Origin of the sequence: Natronococcus jeotgali DSM 18795 (assembly GCF_000337695.1) — an archaeon.
In the GTDB taxonomy this organism is placed as follows: domain Archaea; phylum Halobacteriota; class Halobacteria; order Halobacteriales; family Natrialbaceae; genus Natronococcus; species Natronococcus jeotgali.
Window position 1 is genome coordinate 1 of sequence record NZ_AOIA01000094.1, and the last position, 18,501, is coordinate 18,501.

Annotated in this window: 17 protein-coding genes and 1 pseudogene; 8 read left to right on the forward strand and 10 right to left on the reverse strand. The window is 63.6% G+C overall.

Going from position 1 to position 18,501, the window contains the following annotated elements; genetic code table 11:
• From C492_RS10135 to nosZ, 3 genes are all read right to left on the reverse strand, one after another.
• On the reverse strand, positions 1 to 474 hold a 474-nt coding region (locus C492_RS10135), incomplete at its 3' end, for a right-handed parallel beta-helix repeat-containing protein (protein WP_008423085.1).
• Positions 471 to 1,319, reverse strand: a complete 849-nt coding sequence (locus tag C492_RS10140) for a hypothetical protein (RefSeq protein WP_008423087.1) — start codon at positions 1,317 to 1,319, stop codon at positions 471 to 473. The genes C492_RS10140 and C492_RS10135, both read right to left, overlap by 4 nt.
• A gap of 6 nt (positions 1,320 to 1,325) precedes the next feature.
• The gene (gene nosZ / locus C492_RS10145) at positions 1,326 to 3,197 is read right to left on the reverse strand and encodes a TAT-dependent nitrous-oxide reductase (RefSeq protein WP_008423089.1); all 1,872 of its coding nucleotides are present in this window, start codon (positions 3,195 to 3,197) and stop codon (positions 1,326 to 1,328) included.
• A gap of 215 nt (positions 3,198 to 3,412) precedes the next feature.
• Here nosZ and C492_RS10150 point away from each other — a divergent pair, with 215 nt between their 5' ends.
• Positions 3,413 to 4,210: a ZIP family metal transporter gene (locus C492_RS10150; protein ID WP_008423091.1), complete on the forward strand. Its 798-nt coding sequence runs from the start codon at positions 3,413 to 3,415 to the stop codon at positions 4,208 to 4,210.
• Between the two features lie 46 nt (positions 4,211 to 4,256).
• Here C492_RS10150 and C492_RS10155 read toward each other — a convergent pair whose 3' ends face one another.
• The 4 genes from C492_RS10155 to dpsA (C492_RS10170) all read right to left on the reverse strand — a co-directional run bounded on the left by C492_RS10155 (position 4,257) and on the right by dpsA (C492_RS10170) (position 6,919).
• Positions 4,257 to 5,318 carry a hypothetical protein gene (locus C492_RS10155; protein WP_008423093.1) on the reverse strand — a complete coding sequence of 354 codons (1,062 nt, stop codon included), beginning with the start codon at positions 5,316 to 5,318 and terminating at the stop codon, positions 4,257 to 4,259.
• Between the two features lie 92 nt (positions 5,319 to 5,410).
• Positions 5,411 to 5,695 carry a HalOD1 output domain-containing protein gene (locus C492_RS10160; RefSeq protein WP_008423096.1) on the reverse strand — a complete coding sequence of 95 codons (285 nt, stop codon included), beginning with the start codon at positions 5,693 to 5,695 and terminating at the stop codon, positions 5,411 to 5,413.
• A 58-nt stretch (positions 5,696 to 5,753) separates the two neighbouring features.
• Positions 5,754 to 6,341 (reverse strand): DNA starvation/stationary phase protection protein DpsA, encoded by a 588-nt coding sequence (gene dpsA, locus C492_RS10165; protein WP_008423098.1) that lies wholly within the window; start codon positions 6,339 to 6,341, stop codon positions 5,754 to 5,756.
• 2 nt (positions 6,342 to 6,343) lie between these two features.
• Positions 6,344 to 6,919, reverse strand: coding sequence for a DNA starvation/stationary phase protection protein DpsA (dpsA, locus tag C492_RS10170; protein ID WP_008423100.1), 576 nt, complete (start codon positions 6,917 to 6,919; stop codon positions 6,344 to 6,346).
• A gap of 327 nt (positions 6,920 to 7,246) precedes the next feature.
• Between dpsA (C492_RS10170) and C492_RS10175 the strand changes: the two genes are divergently transcribed.
• Positions 7,247 to 8,197 carry a M48 family metallopeptidase gene (locus C492_RS10175; protein WP_008423102.1) on the forward strand — a complete coding sequence of 317 codons (951 nt, stop codon included), beginning with the start codon at positions 7,247 to 7,249 and terminating at the stop codon, positions 8,195 to 8,197.
• Positions 8,198 to 8,246: 49 nt separating this feature from the next.
• On the opposite strand, the gene C492_RS10180 is transcribed toward C492_RS10175, so the two are convergent.
• Together C492_RS10180 and C492_RS10185 are read right to left on the reverse strand one after the other, a co-directional pair.
• Positions 8,247 to 9,869 (reverse strand): BCCT family transporter, encoded by a 1,623-nt coding sequence (locus C492_RS10180; protein WP_008423104.1) that lies wholly within the window; start codon positions 9,867 to 9,869, stop codon positions 8,247 to 8,249.
• 485 nt (positions 9,870 to 10,354) lie between these two features.
• Positions 10,355 to 11,215 (reverse strand): universal stress protein, encoded by an 861-nt coding sequence (locus C492_RS10185; protein ID WP_008423106.1) that lies wholly within the window; start codon positions 11,213 to 11,215, stop codon positions 10,355 to 10,357.
• Between the two features lie 171 nt (positions 11,216 to 11,386).
• On the opposite strand from C492_RS10185, the gene C492_RS10190 reads away from it, so the two are divergent.
• Positions 11,387 to 11,599, forward strand: a complete 213-nt coding sequence (locus tag C492_RS10190; protein ID WP_008423108.1) for a hypothetical protein — start codon at positions 11,387 to 11,389, stop codon at positions 11,597 to 11,599.
• Between the two features lie 102 nt (positions 11,600 to 11,701).
• Here the strand turns inward: C492_RS10190 and C492_RS10195 are convergent, their stop codons facing one another.
• Positions 11,702 to 12,505 carry an alpha/beta fold hydrolase gene (locus tag C492_RS10195; RefSeq protein WP_008423110.1) on the reverse strand — a complete coding sequence of 268 codons (804 nt, stop codon included), beginning with the start codon at positions 12,503 to 12,505 and terminating at the stop codon, positions 11,702 to 11,704.
• Positions 12,506 to 12,789: 284 nt separating this feature from the next.
• On the opposite strand from C492_RS10195, the gene C492_RS22735 reads away from it, so the two are divergent.
• From C492_RS22735 to C492_RS22740, 5 genes and pseudogenes are all read left to right on the forward strand, one after another.
• Positions 12,790 to 13,425, forward strand: coding sequence for an IS6 family transposase (locus tag C492_RS22735; protein WP_008423113.1), 636 nt, complete (start codon positions 12,790 to 12,792; stop codon positions 13,423 to 13,425).
• A gap of 112 nt (positions 13,426 to 13,537) precedes the next feature.
• Entirely contained in the window at positions 13,538 to 14,818 is a 1,281-nt protein-coding gene (locus tag C492_RS10200; protein WP_049892964.1) for a cation:proton antiporter domain-containing protein, read from the forward strand.
• 421 nt (positions 14,819 to 15,239) lie between these two features.
• The gene (locus tag C492_RS10205) at positions 15,240 to 15,716 is read left to right on the forward strand and encodes an FKBP-type peptidyl-prolyl cis-trans isomerase (RefSeq protein WP_008423116.1); all 477 of its coding nucleotides are present in this window, start codon (positions 15,240 to 15,242) and stop codon (positions 15,714 to 15,716) included.
• A 355-nt stretch (positions 15,717 to 16,071) separates the two neighbouring features.
• Positions 16,072 to 16,395, forward strand: a complete 324-nt coding sequence (locus C492_RS10210; RefSeq protein ID WP_239643422.1) for a DNA polymerase V family protein — start codon at positions 16,072 to 16,074, stop codon at positions 16,393 to 16,395.
• A gap of 756 nt (positions 16,396 to 17,151) precedes the next feature.
• Positions 17,152 to 18,002: pseudogene (locus tag C492_RS22740) on the forward strand (IS630 family transposase); the annotation flags it as partial.
• Between the last annotated feature and the right edge of the window lie 499 nt (positions 18,003 to 18,501).

Below are 18,501 nucleotides of genomic sequence, written 5' to 3' on the forward strand. Positions count from 1 at the left end.
GATGTGTATAAGAGACAGGACCAGCACGCCGCTGTCGTCGTCGTTCTTCTCGAGTCCGGAGTTGCGGATCCAGACCCCCTCGAGGGTCGTCCCGTCGGCGGTGATCTCGACGACGGTGTCCTCGCCGCCGCCGTCGATCACCGCGGCGTCGCGCTCGACGGCTTCGATCGTGAGGTTCGGCGTGTCGACGGTGACCCGCTCGTCGAACCGCCCCTCGAGCAGTATCGTATCGCCGGGTTCGGCGGCGTCGACGGCCGCTTGCAGGGACGCGAACTCGCGGTCCTCGCCGTCGCTCTCGAGCGTCGCCGTGCCGTCGCCGTTGGGTTCCTCGACGTCGTGCACGTCGGGGACGTCCGCCCGCCAGTCGTCGACGGTCTCCGAACCGCTCGAGCCGTCCGTCGCCCCGACGGCCGCACCCGCCAGCGACGTGACGAGCACGACCGCGGCGAGGACGGCGAAGTACCGCTCGGTCACGGCCGCCCACCTCTCGTCGGCGGGTCGCGCCCGTCGGAGCAGCGCGCGTCCGAGGCGCGGAGATCGGAACCGCCGTCGGTCTCGAGATCGAGACCCGGACGCTCGTCCGGCTCGGACGGCCGATCGTCCCTCGAGCGATCGTCCTCGCCGCCCCGTCGCCGGACGCGGTCCCGAAGTCGGCTCCAGCCGTTTCGGGCCAGCGCGGGGACGTCGGCGATCGTCGCCGGCGAGTCCCGCAGGGAGACCGCGACCGCCAGCGCGACGACCGCGGCGACGAGCATGTAGCCGCCGGGGCCGACCCAGGCGGTGCCGTCGATGTTCGCGACCTGGTAGTTACCCAGCAGCGGCGGCGTGAAGCCGTCGACGCCGTTGAGCGGGGCGTCCGGATCGAGCGTGTGGCCGGCCTGGTAGAGGCGGTACTGGATGATGGCGGCCATCGATCCGAGCACCGCGACCGCCCCGGTGAACAGGGCGATCAGCCCGCGCTCGATTCTCCCGCCCGGCAGGATCGCGACGACGGCGGCCGTCGCGGCCAGCCCGACGAACGCCACCGGGCCGAGTACCCACTCCGGGACGTCCACGGCCCGCTCGTGGACGGCGTAGTTGGGATCGGCGTACACCGGGTCCGGGTAGTAGAACCCGACGTACTTGTTGAGCATCGCGACCTCTTCGAAGTCCCCGCCGATTCGCGGGTGGGCGTACAGTTCGACGACCAGCGTCTCCACGTACTGGGGCGCGTCGAACGTGATCCGCCACACCGGAACCGTCAGCGCGAGCAGGAACAGCCCCGCCGCTGAAAGCGGCAGGAGGCGTCGCAGTTCGGCTAGTCGTGTGAGACGGGTCATGGTGGATCACTCCGCGGGTTCGACGAGCAGTCGCGAGCGCATCTCGAGGTGCAGTGCGCTACAGAAGAACGCACAGTACATCCAGTAGACGCCGGGCTCGTCGGCAGTGAACGTTACCTCGCGAGTCTCCTGGGGTGCGAGCTTGATGTTGACGTCGTGTTCGGGGATCGCCAGCGAGTGCAGCAGGTCCGGCGTGGTCTCGATGTTCGTGACGGTGAAGGTCACCTCGTCACCCTCCTGGACGGTGACGTCCTGGAAGCCGAACTTGTTGCGCTGGGAGTACATCTTCACGTGGACGCGCCCGTCCTCGCGGACGATGTCGGAGTCGCCGTGATCGACGAACTCCTCGTCGTAGTCCTCGGGATCGTAGATGTCCGCGGGCTGGATCTTGTCGGCGCTGACGATCGAGGCGTCGTGGGGCTCGGCGTAGGCCGGCGTGTCCTTTACCAGTTCCATCCCCGCGTCGTCGTCGCCGATGTAGATCAGCTGATCGTTCTCCGGTTTCATCGGTCCGACGTTGAGGAACCGATCCTTCGAGAGCTTGTTCAGCGCGACCAGCCAGTCGCCCTGCGGGTCGGCCGTGTAGGACTCGGCGGCGATCAGGTGGCCGGGGTTGTAGTGGACGTCGATCTTCTCGACGACGGGATCCTCGGACTCCGCCTCGGCCTCGACGGCGGCCTCGATGTCCCACTTGACGACCTGCGAGTCGATGAACAGCGTCGTGTAGGCGTGGCCGCGCCCGTCGTAGGCGGTGTGAAGCGGCCCCATCCCGAGGCTGGGTCGCCCGACGATCGCCTCGTTGGGATCGTCGGTCTCGGCGAGCGCCTCGATGTCGATCACCGCACAGGTCGGGTCGAGTTTGCCGCTGGCGATCGCGTACTGTCCGTCGGGCGTGACGCTGACCCCGTGGGGGCTCTTGGCGACGTCGATGTAGCGCACGATCGGTCGATCGCCGCCGTTGAGCGAACTGTCGCGGGTGCCGTCGACGAGCGGGACGCCGCCGACCTCCTCGTACTCGCCGGCCTCGACGGCCTCCTCGATGGCGGGAACGTCGAAGGCTTTGACCCAGTCGGTCTCGGAGGACGACATCTCGCTTTCGGTGACGCCGTTCTCGCTGTTGTAGCCCGTCGCGAAGAACCAGCGGCCCTCCTTGCCGCCGTCGCCGTTGTCCATGTTGCCGTCGACCAGCACCTCCCACTCGACGTCCATCGTCTCGGGGTCGATCGCGGCGATGGTCGAGGTGTAGCTGTCGGGGTCGTCGAGGTCGCGCCCGTCGTTGGGCATCGGGACGCGGAACTCGCCGACGCCGAAGACGTACTTCGTGTCGGGGAGCATACAGCAGGCCCCGTGAGTCCCCTGCTGGTTGGGGACGTCGACGATGGCGTCGGTCTCGAAGTACTTCAGGTCGATCCGGGCCATCCGGCCGTTGGCCTTGTCGTTGACGAACGCCCAGCGGCCGTCGTAGTCGTTGTCGGTCTGGCTCACGCGGGGGTGGTGGGCGTCGCCCCACGAGTAGCCGCCCGCGTCCTCGAGCATCTGGCTGGATCGGTCGTCGTAGCCGTAGCCGCGGGCGCTTTCGCGGCCGAACACCGGGATGCGGATCAACTGCCGCATCGAGGGGATACCGTAGACCCGGATCTCGCCGGAGTGACCCCCCGAGAGGAACGCGTAGTAGTCGTCGTGTTCGCCGGGCGGGACGCTCGCGTCGGCGTCCGCCGCCGAAACCTGCCCGTCGTCGCTGAGCAGTCCCGTACAGCCCGCGAGCGATCCCACCGCGCCGACCGCGGCGCCCGCCTTCATGAAGTCCCGTCGCGGGATCCGCGCGAAGAGGGGGTCGCGATCGTCGACGTCAGTCGCGTGGTCTTCTATGGTCGTCATGGGTTATACTCGTCTAGAGAACCGAGAGCGTCGTACCGTCTGTCCCGTTGTATAATGGGCGATTTTTCAGGGGGGAGATAGTGCGCAGTATCGGATACTCCGTCGAAGCGTCGGGAACTCCTCGTCCGCCCGCCCGCGAGTCGAAAACGGCGAGGCGTCGACCGAGACCGGTTCCGTCAACCGTTTGTACGACGAGGCCGAATACGTCGGTACCAGTGGCTCTCCTCGAGAATCTCGTGTTGGTGTTCGTCGCCGGGCTCGTCACCGCGCTGGCGACGGGGCTCGGCGCGGTGCCGTTTCTCTTCCTCGAGGAGATCAGCGACCGTCGAAACGTCGTTCTCTGGGGATTCTCCTCGGGCGTGATGGTCGCGGCGTCGGTGTTCGGCCTCGTCGACGAGGGGCTCGCCGAGGGAACGCCGTTCCAGATCGCGGTCGGGATGGCGGCGGGGGTCGTCCTCGTCGTCGTCGCCAAGGACGTGATCGTCGACGCCGACGTCGACCCCCGCGAGTACGAGGAGGCCGACTTCAAGAAGCTCGTGCTCATCCTCGGCGTGTTGACCGTCCACAGCTTTCCCGAGGGGGTCGCCGTCGGCGTCTCCTTCGCCGACCTCGGCCTCGAGGGCGGCATCCCGGTGCTCGGCGTTACCGTTCCGGTGCTGGCGGTGTTTATGACGCTCGCCATCTCGATCCACAACGTTCCGGAGGGGACCGCCATCTCGATCCCCTTGCGGTCGATGGGCGTCTCCGAGGGAAAGATGGTCTGGTGGGCGGTGTTCTCGAGTCTCCCGCAGCCGATCGGCGCCGTGATCGCGTTCTACTTCGTTCGAGTCGCCAGGGAGTTTCTCCCCTTCGGATTCGGGTTCGCCGCCGGGGCGATGATCTACCTCGTGCTCTCGGAGTTCGTTCCCGAGGCGCTCGAGCTCGGCGAGCCGTTACCGAACGGCGGGAAGCCGGAGCTGGCCGGCGGGATCGCGATCGGGATCGCACTGATGATTCCGCTCGCGTTCGTCTGATCGGCGTCGAACGGAACGGCGGCCGCGGGGCGACGTTTCGCACGTCTCACTTCGATTCCCCGTCCGCGTCGCGGGCGACCTCGAACGGCCCCTCGTCGGCCCCCTTCTGGGGGAGCATCGGGCCGATCGAGGCGGTTCGTCGCGCGATCGTCCCCGCGCGGAGAACGTACGCCGACAGCAGCGCCACCGGCGAGGAGGCGATCGCGATCAGTCCGCTGACGACGACCGGAGCGTCGGCGTGACCGATCGTCGGCCCGCCCATGCCGCCGTACAACAGTCCCAGGAGAAACGCCGCCAGCACCGCCGGGAGCCCGAACAGGATCGTCAGCTGGGAGAGGCGGGTCAGCTCCCGTTGCAGGTACGTCGTCTTGAGGTGCTCGCGACCGGTCTCGAGCAGTTCGAGCGACTCGACTAGCTCCGCGAGCGCCTCGCGGGTAGCGCCGGAGAGTTCGTCCCCGTGGTCGTTGCGCAGGTGTCTCGCGGCGTAGATCTGCCAGGCGTCGTCGTACTCCATCGTCGCGGCGAGGGCGCTGAACGTCCCGAATCGGGCCCGATCCAGGGTCTCCCGAGTTCGGTCGGTGCTCTCCCGGACGCTCCGGACGAACGCCTCGAGCCGCGTTCGGGTCGACCCCTCGAGGTCGTCGGCGAGGCTCTCCTCGACCCGGTCCGCCCGGCGACCGATCTCTCGGACGAGTAGTTCGAGCATATTCGCCGGCGCGGCCGGCGTCGTGGCGGCGCCGGTCGCGTCCTCGATATCGCGGCGAAAGTCCACGACGCCGCCTACCCTGTCCCGGAACTCGTCGGCCGCGCGGAACTCCCGCGAGAGGATCAACTGGTTGACGGTGACGACGAGGGTGACGAGCGAGAACGTCCCCGCGATCAACCCCTGGCTGATCCGCGTCATCGTGGCGTCGTTGACACTCGAGACGAGGCCGAGGGTGTGGACGCCCACCAGGAGCAGAAACGCGCCCGCGGTGAGCGCGACGGCGACGACGATCCGATTCCATCGAAGGAGTAGCCGATCCAGGATCGAGTGAACGGGGTGATCCCGCTCGGTGACGTCCGTCCCGTACGACTCCCACGTTTCGTCGGTATCGTCGCCCCCCATGTCCGGGAGTTCGGCGCGAAGGAGGAAAACGGGTCGCGTTGCACGGTCACGGCGGACGCCCCGCGGGGAATCCCGACGCGGCCCTCGCGTACTCACTCGGACCGGTTCACCCGAACGTCGCCGGTGCCGGTGATGACGACGTCGTATCCCGCGTACTCGAACGCGATCGACTCGAGTCCCGCGCTCCGCTCGGGGTCGACCAGGTCGTTCAACGCCTCGGGATCGATAGCGTTACCGAGCGGCGGCAGCTCGAGCGGATCGGTTCCGGCCGCGTCCGCAACCGCCGCAACGACGGCGACGACGGGCGTCGTCTCGCGGCTCGGCCGGCGTGTCTGCGTTCGGAGCGCACTCGTCCGTTGAGCGAGGTCGTTCGACATAGCACGGACTGCCACAGAGCCATATAAATCGCTTCCCAAACGGTCTACGAGTTTCCAGCTATCGTTCATCCAGGTCCCGGTCGAGAGCTCCGTGCCGGACCAGCGTATCGTCGGCGAGATACTTCTCGACCGCGTGCGCGTCTTCCTCGAGCGTCTTGAGGTGTTCGCGCAGGAGTTCGCCGGTAGCTTCGTCACCCAGCCCGTCCGCCAATTCGATGTGCTCGCGCATCCGAACCGCGAGCGCCGCGTACCCGTCGAGATCGCGCTCCAGCGACGACCGGACGTCGTAGTGGTGTGGATCCTCGATGTGTATCGGAGCGTGCTGGCGAATGCCCATCGGGCCACAGACCGGTACGCCACCGAGTGCGTGGACGCGATTCGCCAGAGCGTCGGTCGCCTCGGCGATCCGATCGGCGGCGTCCTCGAGGAACCCGCCGACGTCGTTCGATTCGGCTCCTTCGACGAGCCAGTAGTGCTTTCGCACCTGATTGAAGAGGATATAGAGCCCCGAGAGCTCCGCGTTCAGTGCTTCCACGAGCCGTTCCGCGGTCTCACGCTCGAGACGGAGTTCGTTCTCCTCGACCGTGTCCCACTCCTGGCGGCGGTGGTCCGCGTCGGGTTTGCGTAGGTGCGGTGTACTCGCCATGGTTAGTTGAGCGCGTCTCGCCGAACGAGCGCGTCGTCTTCGAGGAGCCGTTCAACCTCGTGGGCGTCGTCTTCGAGCGCTTTCAGGTGATCTCGCAGGAGCTGTACCGTTCCCGCGTCGCCTCGGTTTTCGGCGATCTCGACGTGCTCGCGCATACTTGCCACCAGCGTCGCGTATCCCTCGAGATCCCCCTCCAGCGAGGTTCGCAGGTCGTAGAGGTCTTCCGCCTCGAGGTGAACTTCGGCGCGGGCCTGAATCGTCGGCGGCGTGTTCGGCGGGATACCGCCCAGTTCGACGATGCGAACGGCGAGGGCGTCGTTGATGGTACGTACCCGCTTGTACGCGTTCTCGAGGAAGTCCGCGGCCTCGCGAGACTCGGCTCCCTCGGCCGTCCAGTAGTGCTTTCGCAGCAGATAGAAGAGGTTGAACGACCCTGCGTGGTCGACGCTGAGCGCGTCGACGATCGCTTCGGCGCTCTCGCGGTCGATGCGGAGTTCGTTCTCGCTGACGGTGCCCCACTCCTGACGGCGTTCGCCGGCGTCGGGTCGGCGAACCAGACCGATCTGTTTCTCTGCCATTCTCGTTTTCCTCAGCGGATCGTTGCCTCGAGGGCGAGGTCGTCGTTTTCGAGATCGCCCTCGAGGTGGCGTCGGTCCTCCTCGAGCGTGTTCGGGTACCGTCGCGCGATCGGTTCGTGTCCCATGGCACCTAATTGCACACGAATCTATTAAACGTTAGCCAACGCGCGGAAGTCACGGCGTCGCTTGATCCGGCGATCCGAGTACTCCGTCCGGTGCCCGAGCGCCGCTTCCCGACCGAAGCCAGCGGTGCGAACGCGTTACTCGGCGCCTGCGGCTCGAGAACGGGCCAGTAATCGTTTTGGCCGCGACGGTCCTACTCGAACCATGTCGGTGTCCGCTCGACGGCCACGCGTCCTCGCCGTCCTGCTCGGGTCGTGGTTGCTCGCACTCGCCGGCTTCGGCATCGTCGTCGGTGCTCGCGTCATCGAAGCGTTTCTCTCCGGAACCGATCTCCTGGCCGTGACGCTTCTCGCGATCGGAATCGCGCTCCTGTTCGGCTACCTGAACTACCGGATCGGTACCAGGCGGCTCCTCTCGCGACTCGAGACGATCCCGCTCTCGGCGGTCCGCGCACCGAGTCTCCAGGCGAGCGTTGATCGATTGACTCGACGGATGAACGTCGATCGGCCCGACGTGTACGTCGCCCGACTCGGTCAACCCAACGCGTTCGCGCTCGGTCGTCGGACGCTCGTCGTCGACCGCTCGCTCGTCCGACTGCTGACCGCCGCGGAGCTCGAGGGGGTGCTCGCTCACGAATTCGCCCACCTCGAGCGCTCCGACGGGTTGATCCGAACGCTGGCCCTGAGCGTTCTCCAGACGGTGACGACGCTCGTGCTCGCGTCGCTGCTCCCGCTCGTGGCCGTCGTCACGATCGGTTGCTGGGGACTGTCGCTGATGGTGGGTCGTCCGGTGCGCGGTCCCGACAGCGTCGGAAGCGGGTTGCGGCGCGGGCTGGTGCGGATCGCACTGGGGCTGTCCGTCGCGCCGATCCTGGCGCTCCAGGCCGACTCCCGCCGTCGAGAGTACGCAGCCGACCGGCGAGCGGTGGCGGTTCTCGACGACCCCTTCGCGTTCGCTCGGGCGCTCGAGAAGATCCAGCGCGCCAACGAGTCACACCGGGGAGTCTTCCGGTGGATCTTCCCCAGTCGAGAGCGCCGACGGAACCGAACGCCGCTCGAGCGGGCGCTCGACAGCCACCCGCCGACCGACGAGCGCGTGGCTCGCGTTCGCGAGGCCGCAACGACGGACGAGCGCGGCGGCCGACGCCGCGTCTAACGTTCTCTCAGGACCGAAGCGTCGGTGTGAATGTCGACCTGTCGCCCGTTCAGTCGTCGGAACTCTCCTGCGGGTATCGCTCGATCGCCGGCTGCGTCGGCGCGGACGGCTCCTGCACGTCGGCGTCGTCGGTGTCGTCCTCGCCAAGGACGGGGTATTCCCGTTCGAACTCGAGGAGCATCCCGACCATGGTGAGCCCGCAGAGGACGGCGGTCGGCAGGCCGACCAGAATCGTGAACGACTGGAGCACGGACATGCCGCCGGCGAGGTTGAGCGAGATCGTCAGCAACACCATCATCAACCCCCAGACGACGCGGTTGAGTACGGACGGCGACTCGCTCCCTCCGTCGACGATCATGGCGATACTGAGGGTGGAGGAGTCAAGCGTCGTGATGAGGAAGCTAACGACGAGGACCAACAGGACGGCCGAGAACACGCCGGGGTACGGGAGAAGGTTCTCGAACAGCGCGAAGCCGACGGCCTCCAGCCCCGAACTCGAGTAGACCTCGAGCAGGTCGGCGGCGCCCGAGGTCTGGAGGAGAAGCGCGGAGCCGCCGGTGGCGACGTACCAGGGGACGGTGAGACCGAACGAGCCGACCAATCCCGCGAAGACGAGCTGGCGGAGCGTCCGTCCGCGGGAGATACGCGCCATAAAGATGCCGACCATCGGCGCGAACGTGAGCCACCACGGCCAGAAAAACAGCGTCCAGGAGCTGAGCCAGTTCGTGGACTCGCTTCCGGGCTCGTAGAAGAGACTCATGCCGATGAAGTCGGTCGCGTACCCGGTAAGGGCGTGGGAACCGAGATTGACCAGCGACGGCAGCTGCGAGAACGCGAACGTGATGGCCATCAGTCCGAGCAACAACACGATATTGAGGTCGGCGAACCGACGGATTCCGCCTTGGATGCCGACAATAACGGACAGCAGGAACAGGACGCCGACCAGGAGGATGAGTCCGATGCGGCCGGTGTCGCCGAGCTGAACGCCCCACTTGAATCCGAGACCGGAGATGAACTGGCTAATGCCGAGGCCGAACGAGACGGTGATGCCGCTGACGGTGATGACGACGACCATCGCGTCGACCAGCTTGGCGAGCCAGCCGTCGACGTTGTCCGTCCCGACGAACGGCGCGAGGATGACGGCGGGTCGGAACGGCGCGTCCTTCCGATAGACGAAGTACGAGATGGCGACCGCGAACACGAGGTAGGTAGCCCACGCGGACACGCCGTAGTGAAAGATGGCGTACTGGAGCGCGTCGGCCATCTGCGCCCACGTGCCCGTGTCGGAGCTGAAAAACGGCGGTCGGGTGTCGTAGTGGACGAGCGGCTCGACCGGCCCCCAGAACTCGAGCCCCCCTGACGAGAGGCCGGCGGTAAACGTCATCACGAGGTACTGCCAGAACGAAAACTCGGGCTCGTCGTCGGGATCGCCGAGTTTAATACGTCCCCACGGGCCGAGTAGGACGTACAGCACGAAGACGAACGAGAGAAACACGATCCACAGGTAGAGCCACCCCAGATTGGTGACGATGGCTTCGTTCGCGAGCGCCAGTTTCGATGCGGCGGCGTCGGGCCACGCGACGATGCCGACGATGATCCCGAGCAGGGGCCCCAGCGCGAGCGCGAACACGTACGGGTCGGATTCGCGTCTGAACGCCTCGATCGCACTCATGGGTCGTCGGGAACGCGGCTGTGTACGGGCGACTGTAGTTTTACACCGCTCTCGTGCGCTCTCGCGCCGCGTTCGCGTTGGCTCACACCGGCTGCGTGCATGTACACCACGTCCGGCGGTAATCGAATAAGTATCTGTTGAATTGAGTTTATATGCCATATTGTTGATTGTAGAGTGCCGCCCGAATTCCGCCGGGCGCGTTTCTCAGAGCCGCCTCGGCGCCTCCGCAGCGAGCGCGGAGAAGCAGCCCTCTCGCTCGCGAACTGCGCGGAACCGGCTCTCGCGTCGTGACCGTGGCACCGAACTTCTCGGACGTCGGTTCCTGAACAGGCGAGTCGACCTTCCCGCCGCGATCCACCCGCGGTCTCCGGTGGAGCGCTCGGTAGCGGGCTAACGGAGTGGCCAGGCTCCCCTTACAGGCGGTCCCCCGAGGCGATCCGGTTCGACGGGACGGGAAACCGAATCGCGGCTCTCGGCGCTCGGAACTACTCTTCCTCGACCGTCGTCGTCAACACTGGCACCGGTGCGGTTCGGATGACCCGTTCGGTGAAACTCCCGAGCAAGAGGCGGTCGAATCCCGACCAGCCGTGCGTTCCCATCACGATCAGGTCCGCATCGTTCGCCTCCGCGTGGGAGCAGATCACGTGCGGGACGGAACCGGATTCGACCACGGGGACCACGTCGTCGTGATCCAGTTCCGACGCGACGTCGGCGAGTAACTCGAGCGCGGTTTCTTCGACTTCGGCGGGGAGTTCGGCCGAGCGCGGATCGATCGTTTCCGGGAACTCGTCGGCGACGTACAACAGGTGAAGCGTCGCATCGTTTCGCGCCGCGATCGTCGCTGCCAGTTCGGCCGCGGCTCGCGCGTAATCGCTGTCGTCGGTCGGGACCACGATCCGCTCGTAGGGGTACGAACGCTTCCCGTTATCCGCCCGAACCGTCAGCACCGGGACCTCGCTCGAGGCGACCACGGCTTCCGTGGTGGTCCCGAACAGGTACTCCCCGATCCCGTGACGGCCGTGGGCGCCCATGATCACGGTTCCGATGTCGTTGTCGGCGACGTACTCGAGGATCACCGGCTTCGGGTTCCCCCGTCGAACGTGATCGGCGACGGTTACTCCGCGTTCCGCCGCCATCGCGCGAGCGCGCTCGAGGAGTTCCGCTCCCGGGCCACCCGCCGCGCCGTCGGACCGCTCGTCGCGACGAGCCGAATCCGAGTCGTCCGCGTCCGCGACGTGGAGTACGTGAACGGTCGAATCGGTCCCCGCCGCGACGTCCAGCGCATGGTCCAGCGCCGCCGTCGCAGGCTCGCTTCCGTCCGTCGGTACGAGGATGGGCTGATTCATACGACGCGTACGATCCGATACGGTATACATCTGGGGCCCGCTGGCCGATCCCGTCGAAAGGGTACCCGACTCGAGTTTCCGGTCCCGTTCCCGTTTGCGACTCCGTCCGGACGGCGCGCGGACCGAGTCGCTCTCGAAAGCGTAAAATCGATCGCCGTAGAGGGATCAGTAGTGACCGACTCTGGCCCCCTACTCGTCGAGACGCGGATGCTCCTCGGTTCGACGTGGGATTCGCTGACCGCAGCCGACAGACCGTACACCGCACCGGACGAGGTGTTCGTCATCGTGCTCGTCGGTTTGCTGGTACTGGCTTTGCTCCCCGTCGCGGTAGCGCTCGATATCTTTCGTTACCTCCGAACGCGCGCCGCGAGTTACGCCGAGTAAGTTACCCACGGCTTAGCCGCCTTCTGCCTCGTATTCTGTCGGCGCCGTCTCGGCGGGCTCTCGAGCGGGTGACGCGCCGCGAGGCGGCTCCCGAGTGTCGAGTCAATCGGCAAACGATACCAGCTCCTCGTTGAGCCGTTCGGTCTCGTCGGCCACGAGCCCGTGACCGCTGTTCTCGAAGCGGATCAGCTCGGCGGTTTCGATACCGTCCGCGAGCACCTCTCCGGTGATTTCGATCGGCGTGACCTCGTCGTGGCTGCCGTGGTACACCTTCGTCGGGACGGTGATGTCGTCCATGTCGGACCGAAGGTCCGCGTCACGCCAGGTTCTGGCGGAGGCGACCGTCGCCTGCCCCGAGGCTTCCATCCCGAGGCTCCAGATCCAGTCCATCATCTCGTCGCTCTGATCGGTGTGAAACAACGTCTCGCCGAAGTCGGCGTTCATCTTCGCCCGATCGGTTCGGGCGCCCTCGATGAGCGGGTTCACCGCCGCCTCGTCGAGGCCCTCGGGGAAGTCGGGCTTTTCGGTGATAACCGGACTCGCGGCGGCCAGCAACGCGAGCCCGTCGACGCGGGCTTCGTCGTGGCGGCTCATGTAGCGAGTCGCGATACCCCCGCCCATCGAGAACCCCGCCAGCGTTACCCCCTCGAGGTCCAGGTCGTCGAGAACCGCACGGACGTCGTCGGCGAACCGATCGTAGCCGTAGTCGCCGTACGGTTTGTCGGACTTTCCGTAGCCGCGAAGGTCGATACCGACACAGCGAAACCCCTCGTCGAGGAGCCGGTGGTACTGGTACTCGAACATCCGGTGGTTGAGCGGCCAGCCGTGCAGGAAGACGATGGGGTCACCCGCACCCAGATCGCGCACGAACACCTCGGTGTCGTCTTCGACGGTAACGTGAGGCATGCCTCGAGTAGCACATCTCCGACTAGCATCAAGGTGGTCCCTTCGTAAGCAACCGGTACCGGAACCACCGGTTCGCCTCGGTCGGAATCCCGGACTTCGCTCCGGTCGACGACGGGAAACGCCGTCTGTCGGTCGTTCCGAGGGGAACCGACGGACGACGCGAACGAGTCTCGTCGCCGTCGACGCTCTTTGGAGCGCGCTGTCGGTCGTTGCGCGGCCGCGGGGCTTGCGGTACTGTTCAGATAAGGCTGAAGGAGTGAGGCGTGGCGTTTTCAAAGTGATTCATGCCCGAAAACGCACGCCTCAGTCCTAGTATCGGCCAGTTCGACTTGGATTTTGTGGAGAGAGAAGCAACACCACGGCTGTTGATGAAGCTCAGTATTCAGCTCCATCTTGCTGGACTATCTCTTTCGAATACTGTCGGAATTCTCGAGATATTCGGTGTTGAACGAGCTCGATCAACGGTTCATAACTGGGTTCACAAGGCAGATCTACAGCCCGATTCCTGTCGAAGCCCGGATCACGTTGCAGTTGACGAGACGGTGATCCGGCTCGACGACGAACAGTATTGGCTGTACGCCGCTGTCGATCCAGAGTCAAACGAATTACTCCATACACAGCTTGAACCGACTAGAGACAAGGTCATCGCCAGTACGTTCTTCGCGGAATTACGCGAGAAACACGACGTCGATGACGCCGTGTTTCTCGTCGATGGCGATAAATCGCTAAACTACGCCTGTCAACGACATGGCCTCGATTTCAGATACGAACGACATGGAAATCGGAACAGTGTCGAACGTGTCTTTCGAGAGGTAAAGCGTCGAACCTCTTCCTTCTCAAACTGCTTTAGTAACGCTCATGCAGAAACTGCTGATCAGTGGCTCAGGTCATTCGCCTTCGCGTGGAATCAGCTTATCTGAACACGATGGGGCTTGCAGGCCGAACCACTATTCCGGTTCTCGAAGAACGGCCGATCGTAGACTGCCCGCTTTTCGGGTATTTCAATTCCGGTCGACGTTCGGGCTCGAGACTATGCAAGAGCTTAATATCGTACTCGCCACGATCGGCGGCCTGACGCTGGTGTTGAGCCTCGTCGCAGGATTGATACACAGTCGTGTGTACTTCATCTCAGAGCCGATGCTAGCGGTACTTCTGGGGATCGGTATCGGGCCTCTCGGGCTTGGGCTGGTCCGGTTGTCGAGCTGGGGGGATCCGTTCGTGATCATGGAGCAAGGTGCCCGGCTGACGGTCGGGCTGGCCGTAGTGGGGGCTGCGCTTCGGCTTCCCCGGGGCTACTTCCGAAAACACGCGCGCTCGATGGCGGCGATCCTCGTTCCCGGAATGGTCGGTATGTGGCTCGTCAGCGGCGGACTCGTTTATCTCCTCTTGGGGGTTCCCCTCTGGGCCGCGTTGCTTATCGGCGCGATCGTCACGCCGACAGACCCCGTCCTCGCCGGAACGATCGTAACCGGCAATACCGCGGCGGAGTACATTCCGGAACCGATCCGGAACCTCCTTACCGCCGAGTCGGGGGCGAACGACGGACTGGCGTATCCGGTCGTCTTCTTGCCGATTCTGGTTCTCCAGCATCCGCCCCAGCGGGCGATCTCCGACTGGCTGCTCTCGACGCTCCTCTGGGAGGTCGGGGCGGCCATAGTCATCGGTGCCGCAATCGGTGCGGCCGCCGGTTGGATCGAGCGCGAGTCCCGACGACACGAGTTCCTCGAGGAGACGTCCCTGCTGAGCGTGACCGTCGCTCTCACGTTCGCCGTGCTGGGTGCCGTCAAGTTGCTGGGCAGCGACGGAATTCTCGCGGCGTTCGCAGCCGGGCTGTTGTTCAACCAGTTCGCGGACGCCACGGACGAGGCGGACGAGCAGAAGGTCCAGGAGACGATGCTTCGACTGTTCACGTTTCCGATCTTCGTGCTCTTCGGTACCGCGTTGCCGGTCGAGCAGTGGGCGTCGCTCGGGGTAGCCGGCGTGATCCTCGCCGCGAGCGTTCTCCTTCTTCGAAGACTGCCGATGGTACTGGTCTTCCGACGGGCAGTTTCCGAAACGGACGGCGATCGCGACCCGCTGTTCGCTGGCTGGTTCGGCCCGATCGGGATCGCGGCACTGTTCTACGCGACGGTCGCCCACCGGATACTGGGCAGCGAACTCGTCTGGGGAGCCGTCAGTTTGGTCGTCGCAACTTCGGTCCTGGTTCACGGAGTCACGTCCAGTCCGTTCACGAAGTTGTACGGACGCGCGAGCGACCGCATTCGACCACCGGCGAACGGGACCGATCAGTCGTCGATATTCTCGAGAGGTTGACACCCTCCCACGTCTCAGGTCATGGGATTCCCGATGGAGTGCGTTGCGGTGCGTATAGCCCTGCCAAAGGGGCCTTCCGTCCGACGTGCGGTCGGCGCGACGAATACCGCTCATCGCTCCACGGCGGGGAGCCCGTATTCGCGTAGCCGGTCGAATTCATCAGCGGATCGATCTGAAACGCGGCGTACCGCACCGTTCGCTCGGGGTACCCGCCAATCTGGCCAGTACGTGGCGTCTCGAGCGTAGCGGTACCGAGCACGGCCGTACAGCCGACGGTACGAATCCAGACGATACCGAGATACGCTCGGAACTCGTTGTCCCGTAGCAGCGTCAGCGGACCGCCCGTAGACCCACGTGAACGAAACGCAGGTGCGAGAGTGATGGACAGGCCCTTTATCCCTCACTACACTACCGAGTATCGATGCCAATCGAAACCGGCGACTCGGTCACGATCGAATACACGGCTCGGTTCGCCGACGGCCTCGTGTTCGATACGACACGCAAAGACATTGCCGAGGAGACGGGGCTGGCCGAGCGGCTGCCCGACCGCGAGTACGAACCGCTCACCGTCGAGGTTGGCGACGACGAACTCATCGAAGGGGTCAACGACGCGCTCATCGGGATGGAAGCGGGCGACGAGAAGACGATCACGGTTCCACCGGAGAACGCATACGGTGAGCGATCCGACGACTCGGTCGTCGAATACCCGACCGTCGAATTCGAGCAGATACTCGAGTCGGAAGACCGATCCCTCGAGACAGGGATCCAGATCGGATCCGAGGACGGAACCGTCGGCGAAGTCACGCATATCGATCCGGAGATCACTCGGATCGACTTCAATCACCAGCTGGCGGGCGAAACGCTTGAGTTCGACCTCGAGGTCCTCGAGGCCGACTGAGTCCTGACCGGGTTAAGGGGGTCCGAAACCGATCCGAGTGCCAGACCGATGAACTCTGTAGTAGCACTTTCAATAATGACCTCTGACCGATCGCTGGCAGTAGCGATGAATCGTCGCGATTGGTCCGTAGCCGTCGAGTACGCCGCGTCCTTCGATAATCAGTGATCGTACTCGAGGACGTTTCGTACATCCGTACAAACTTGGTTCAGTCTCGAGGACCGTGAGTACGGATCGGTTAACCGATTTAGCCGTACCGATCAGAAATCTAACTCGGTCAGATCACGTCCAATCGCTATTGATTATCCGAACTACCTGCCGTCCTTATTACCTCATTCCATCGTACCTGCACTGCGCCATGATAGACCGAACGCTCACACGTCGCCGGATCATCTCGATTGTAAGCACGGGTGCAGTAGTGGGATTGGCGGGCTGTGGAGTCCTCCAGGAGGAGAGCCCCGAAGAGACTAACGACGGTGAGACAGCTAATGAGGATAGTGAGATGGACGAAGACGATGGGATGAACGGGAATGATACGCCTGACGGAGAGGGGGACGACGACGTCGCTGATAACGAAGCGAACGAGAACGAGCCTGGTGCCGAAGACGATGACGTCGAAATTCAAGAGGTCGAGGGATACGGTCGTGGCGCTGACGAGGAGAGCAGTGAAGAGAATGCGTAGTCCGATTCGGCGAGCGAAGTGTTGATCGGCATCGGTTACTCCGTTATCGAGGCACAACCCGAAGGGGTAGATAAGTATCTGCCATTGATATCCCCCCACGCCTAAAGTCGTCCCGAGAACACTCCACTTCGCGTTCTGGTGTGCAAACGAGACGCAACGCGTCTCGTTACCGCGGGAATCCGCGAAGCGGCGTTCACGGTTGCGGGTTTCCTCAGGAGCGAAGTACGTTTTCGCGTCCTCCCTTCGACGGTCCCCGACCAATTATCACCGAGGGCGTGGGTTACAGCGCGTGCAGCCCTGTCGATGGAGCCTACTCACCCTGACGCGCCGGGCGCTTCAACACGCAACTCCGCGTTCTGTTCCACGGTAGGGTGTTCAGCCTGCTGGGTATCGACACGAGCGTCTGCTTGGAGGAAAGAGATGAAGTCCGTTTCACGCTCTTTGAGTTCGCAGAATCGGTCATAATCGAGGCATCCAGGGTCAAAGATGTGGATTGGTGAGTCGCGGTCTGCAACGACCTCGACATCGCTCTAGAGATGCTTGAACTGCGTCGGTTCACGCATTGCTCCCGGCGTGATCGTGACGCCAAGCGGATGCTCAGCGTCGCTATCTACACGCGCGGAAAGATTGAGATGAGGCCCTTTCTCATCGTGATCAATCATATGTAAAATATCGGTGTCATGACGTTCGCTTAGGACTGCAACTGATCTATAGTGACCGTTAGAATTTTCTGCCCATAGATTGCTGCTGTTTGTAATGGATCATCTCGACGAAATCTCCGTCGAAGAACTTCACGATGCACTCGACAACGTCGAGGGAAAGAAGCCGACACAACGGCTGTTAGCGGCAATTGCGTACAAGAACGGCGTCACGCAGACCGAACTTGCCGAGTGGCACAACACCGGCCGACGAACAATCTACAGTTGGCTCAAGCGACTCGACACTGACGAATCGCTTGAACAGGCCGTTACTGATGCTCACCGATCTGGGAGAAAGCGAAAACTCTCAGAAAAAGACCAACAAGAGTTCGAAGAAACAGTCCACGGATCTCCCGAAGAAGTTGGGGTAGACGCGCCGGCGTAGACGCCGGCGCTCGTCCAACAGTATGTCGACGAGACCTACGATGTCGAGTACTCAATCCCGAGCTGCCGGCGGTTGCTCAAAGAGGCGGGATTGAGCTATCAAAAACCACGTCCTACAGCCGCCGAATCGGATGCTGAGGAGCAAGAAACGTTCCGTAAGGAGCTCAAAAAAGCGGCGGAAGATGGACGCCACAGTAGTCTGTATCGATCGAACCAAGCAACCCGTGCAAGTCGAGCCGCGTGCCGCGTGGCTTCCGCGCGGCACGCGGCCATCTATCGAATTATCTGGCCAACGCGACTGGATCTGTCTGTTGGGCGGGATCACCGAGAACGGGGATCGCTTTTTCTCTCGATTCGAAGAGTACGTACTGCCGAACACGCAAAATATTCCATTCTCGAGATATACCAATAGATCGAAAATAATCTGATCATCGTGCTGGATGGTGCACCGTATTTTCAGGCGTCGGCCGTACGGACCTAACGGCCCGTGATGACCTCGCCTTCGTGATATTGCCAGCATATTCACTGGGCTAAACCCAGCCAAATAGGTCAATGTTGTAGCTATTCACGAAGTTTCACGCCTGTCACAGCCTGAGGAGACCGTAATCTATTGGTTACAGATACACTCGTAACTAACTGACGAGAATCGGAGGACGTGTTCGTGGATAGAGGTTGCGAGCTCGAGCATCGCATCAGCTTGTTCCGCGGTTGCAGCAGCCTCCCGATAGTACACTGCGGCACGATTTGTTTTCCAGAGCTCGAGTAGCCGGTCGCCAAACGACTTACTGAAGAGGTTGATCTCCACAGCTCGCTCATAGACTGCGGCATGATCATGGCGAAGGTCTGCACCGCCTGCAGCATTGCGGTGGATGAGGTAGAACTGAATGCTCCGTTCGATGGCGACAAACGAAGTCTCGATTACGACGGTGTGGTGACCGTTTCGTTCACGGAGCGTTGTCGCAGCCTCGAGGAGTCGACAGGCTTTCCGGATTGGACGAGCGCCTCGTCAGTTACGTCGAGTCCT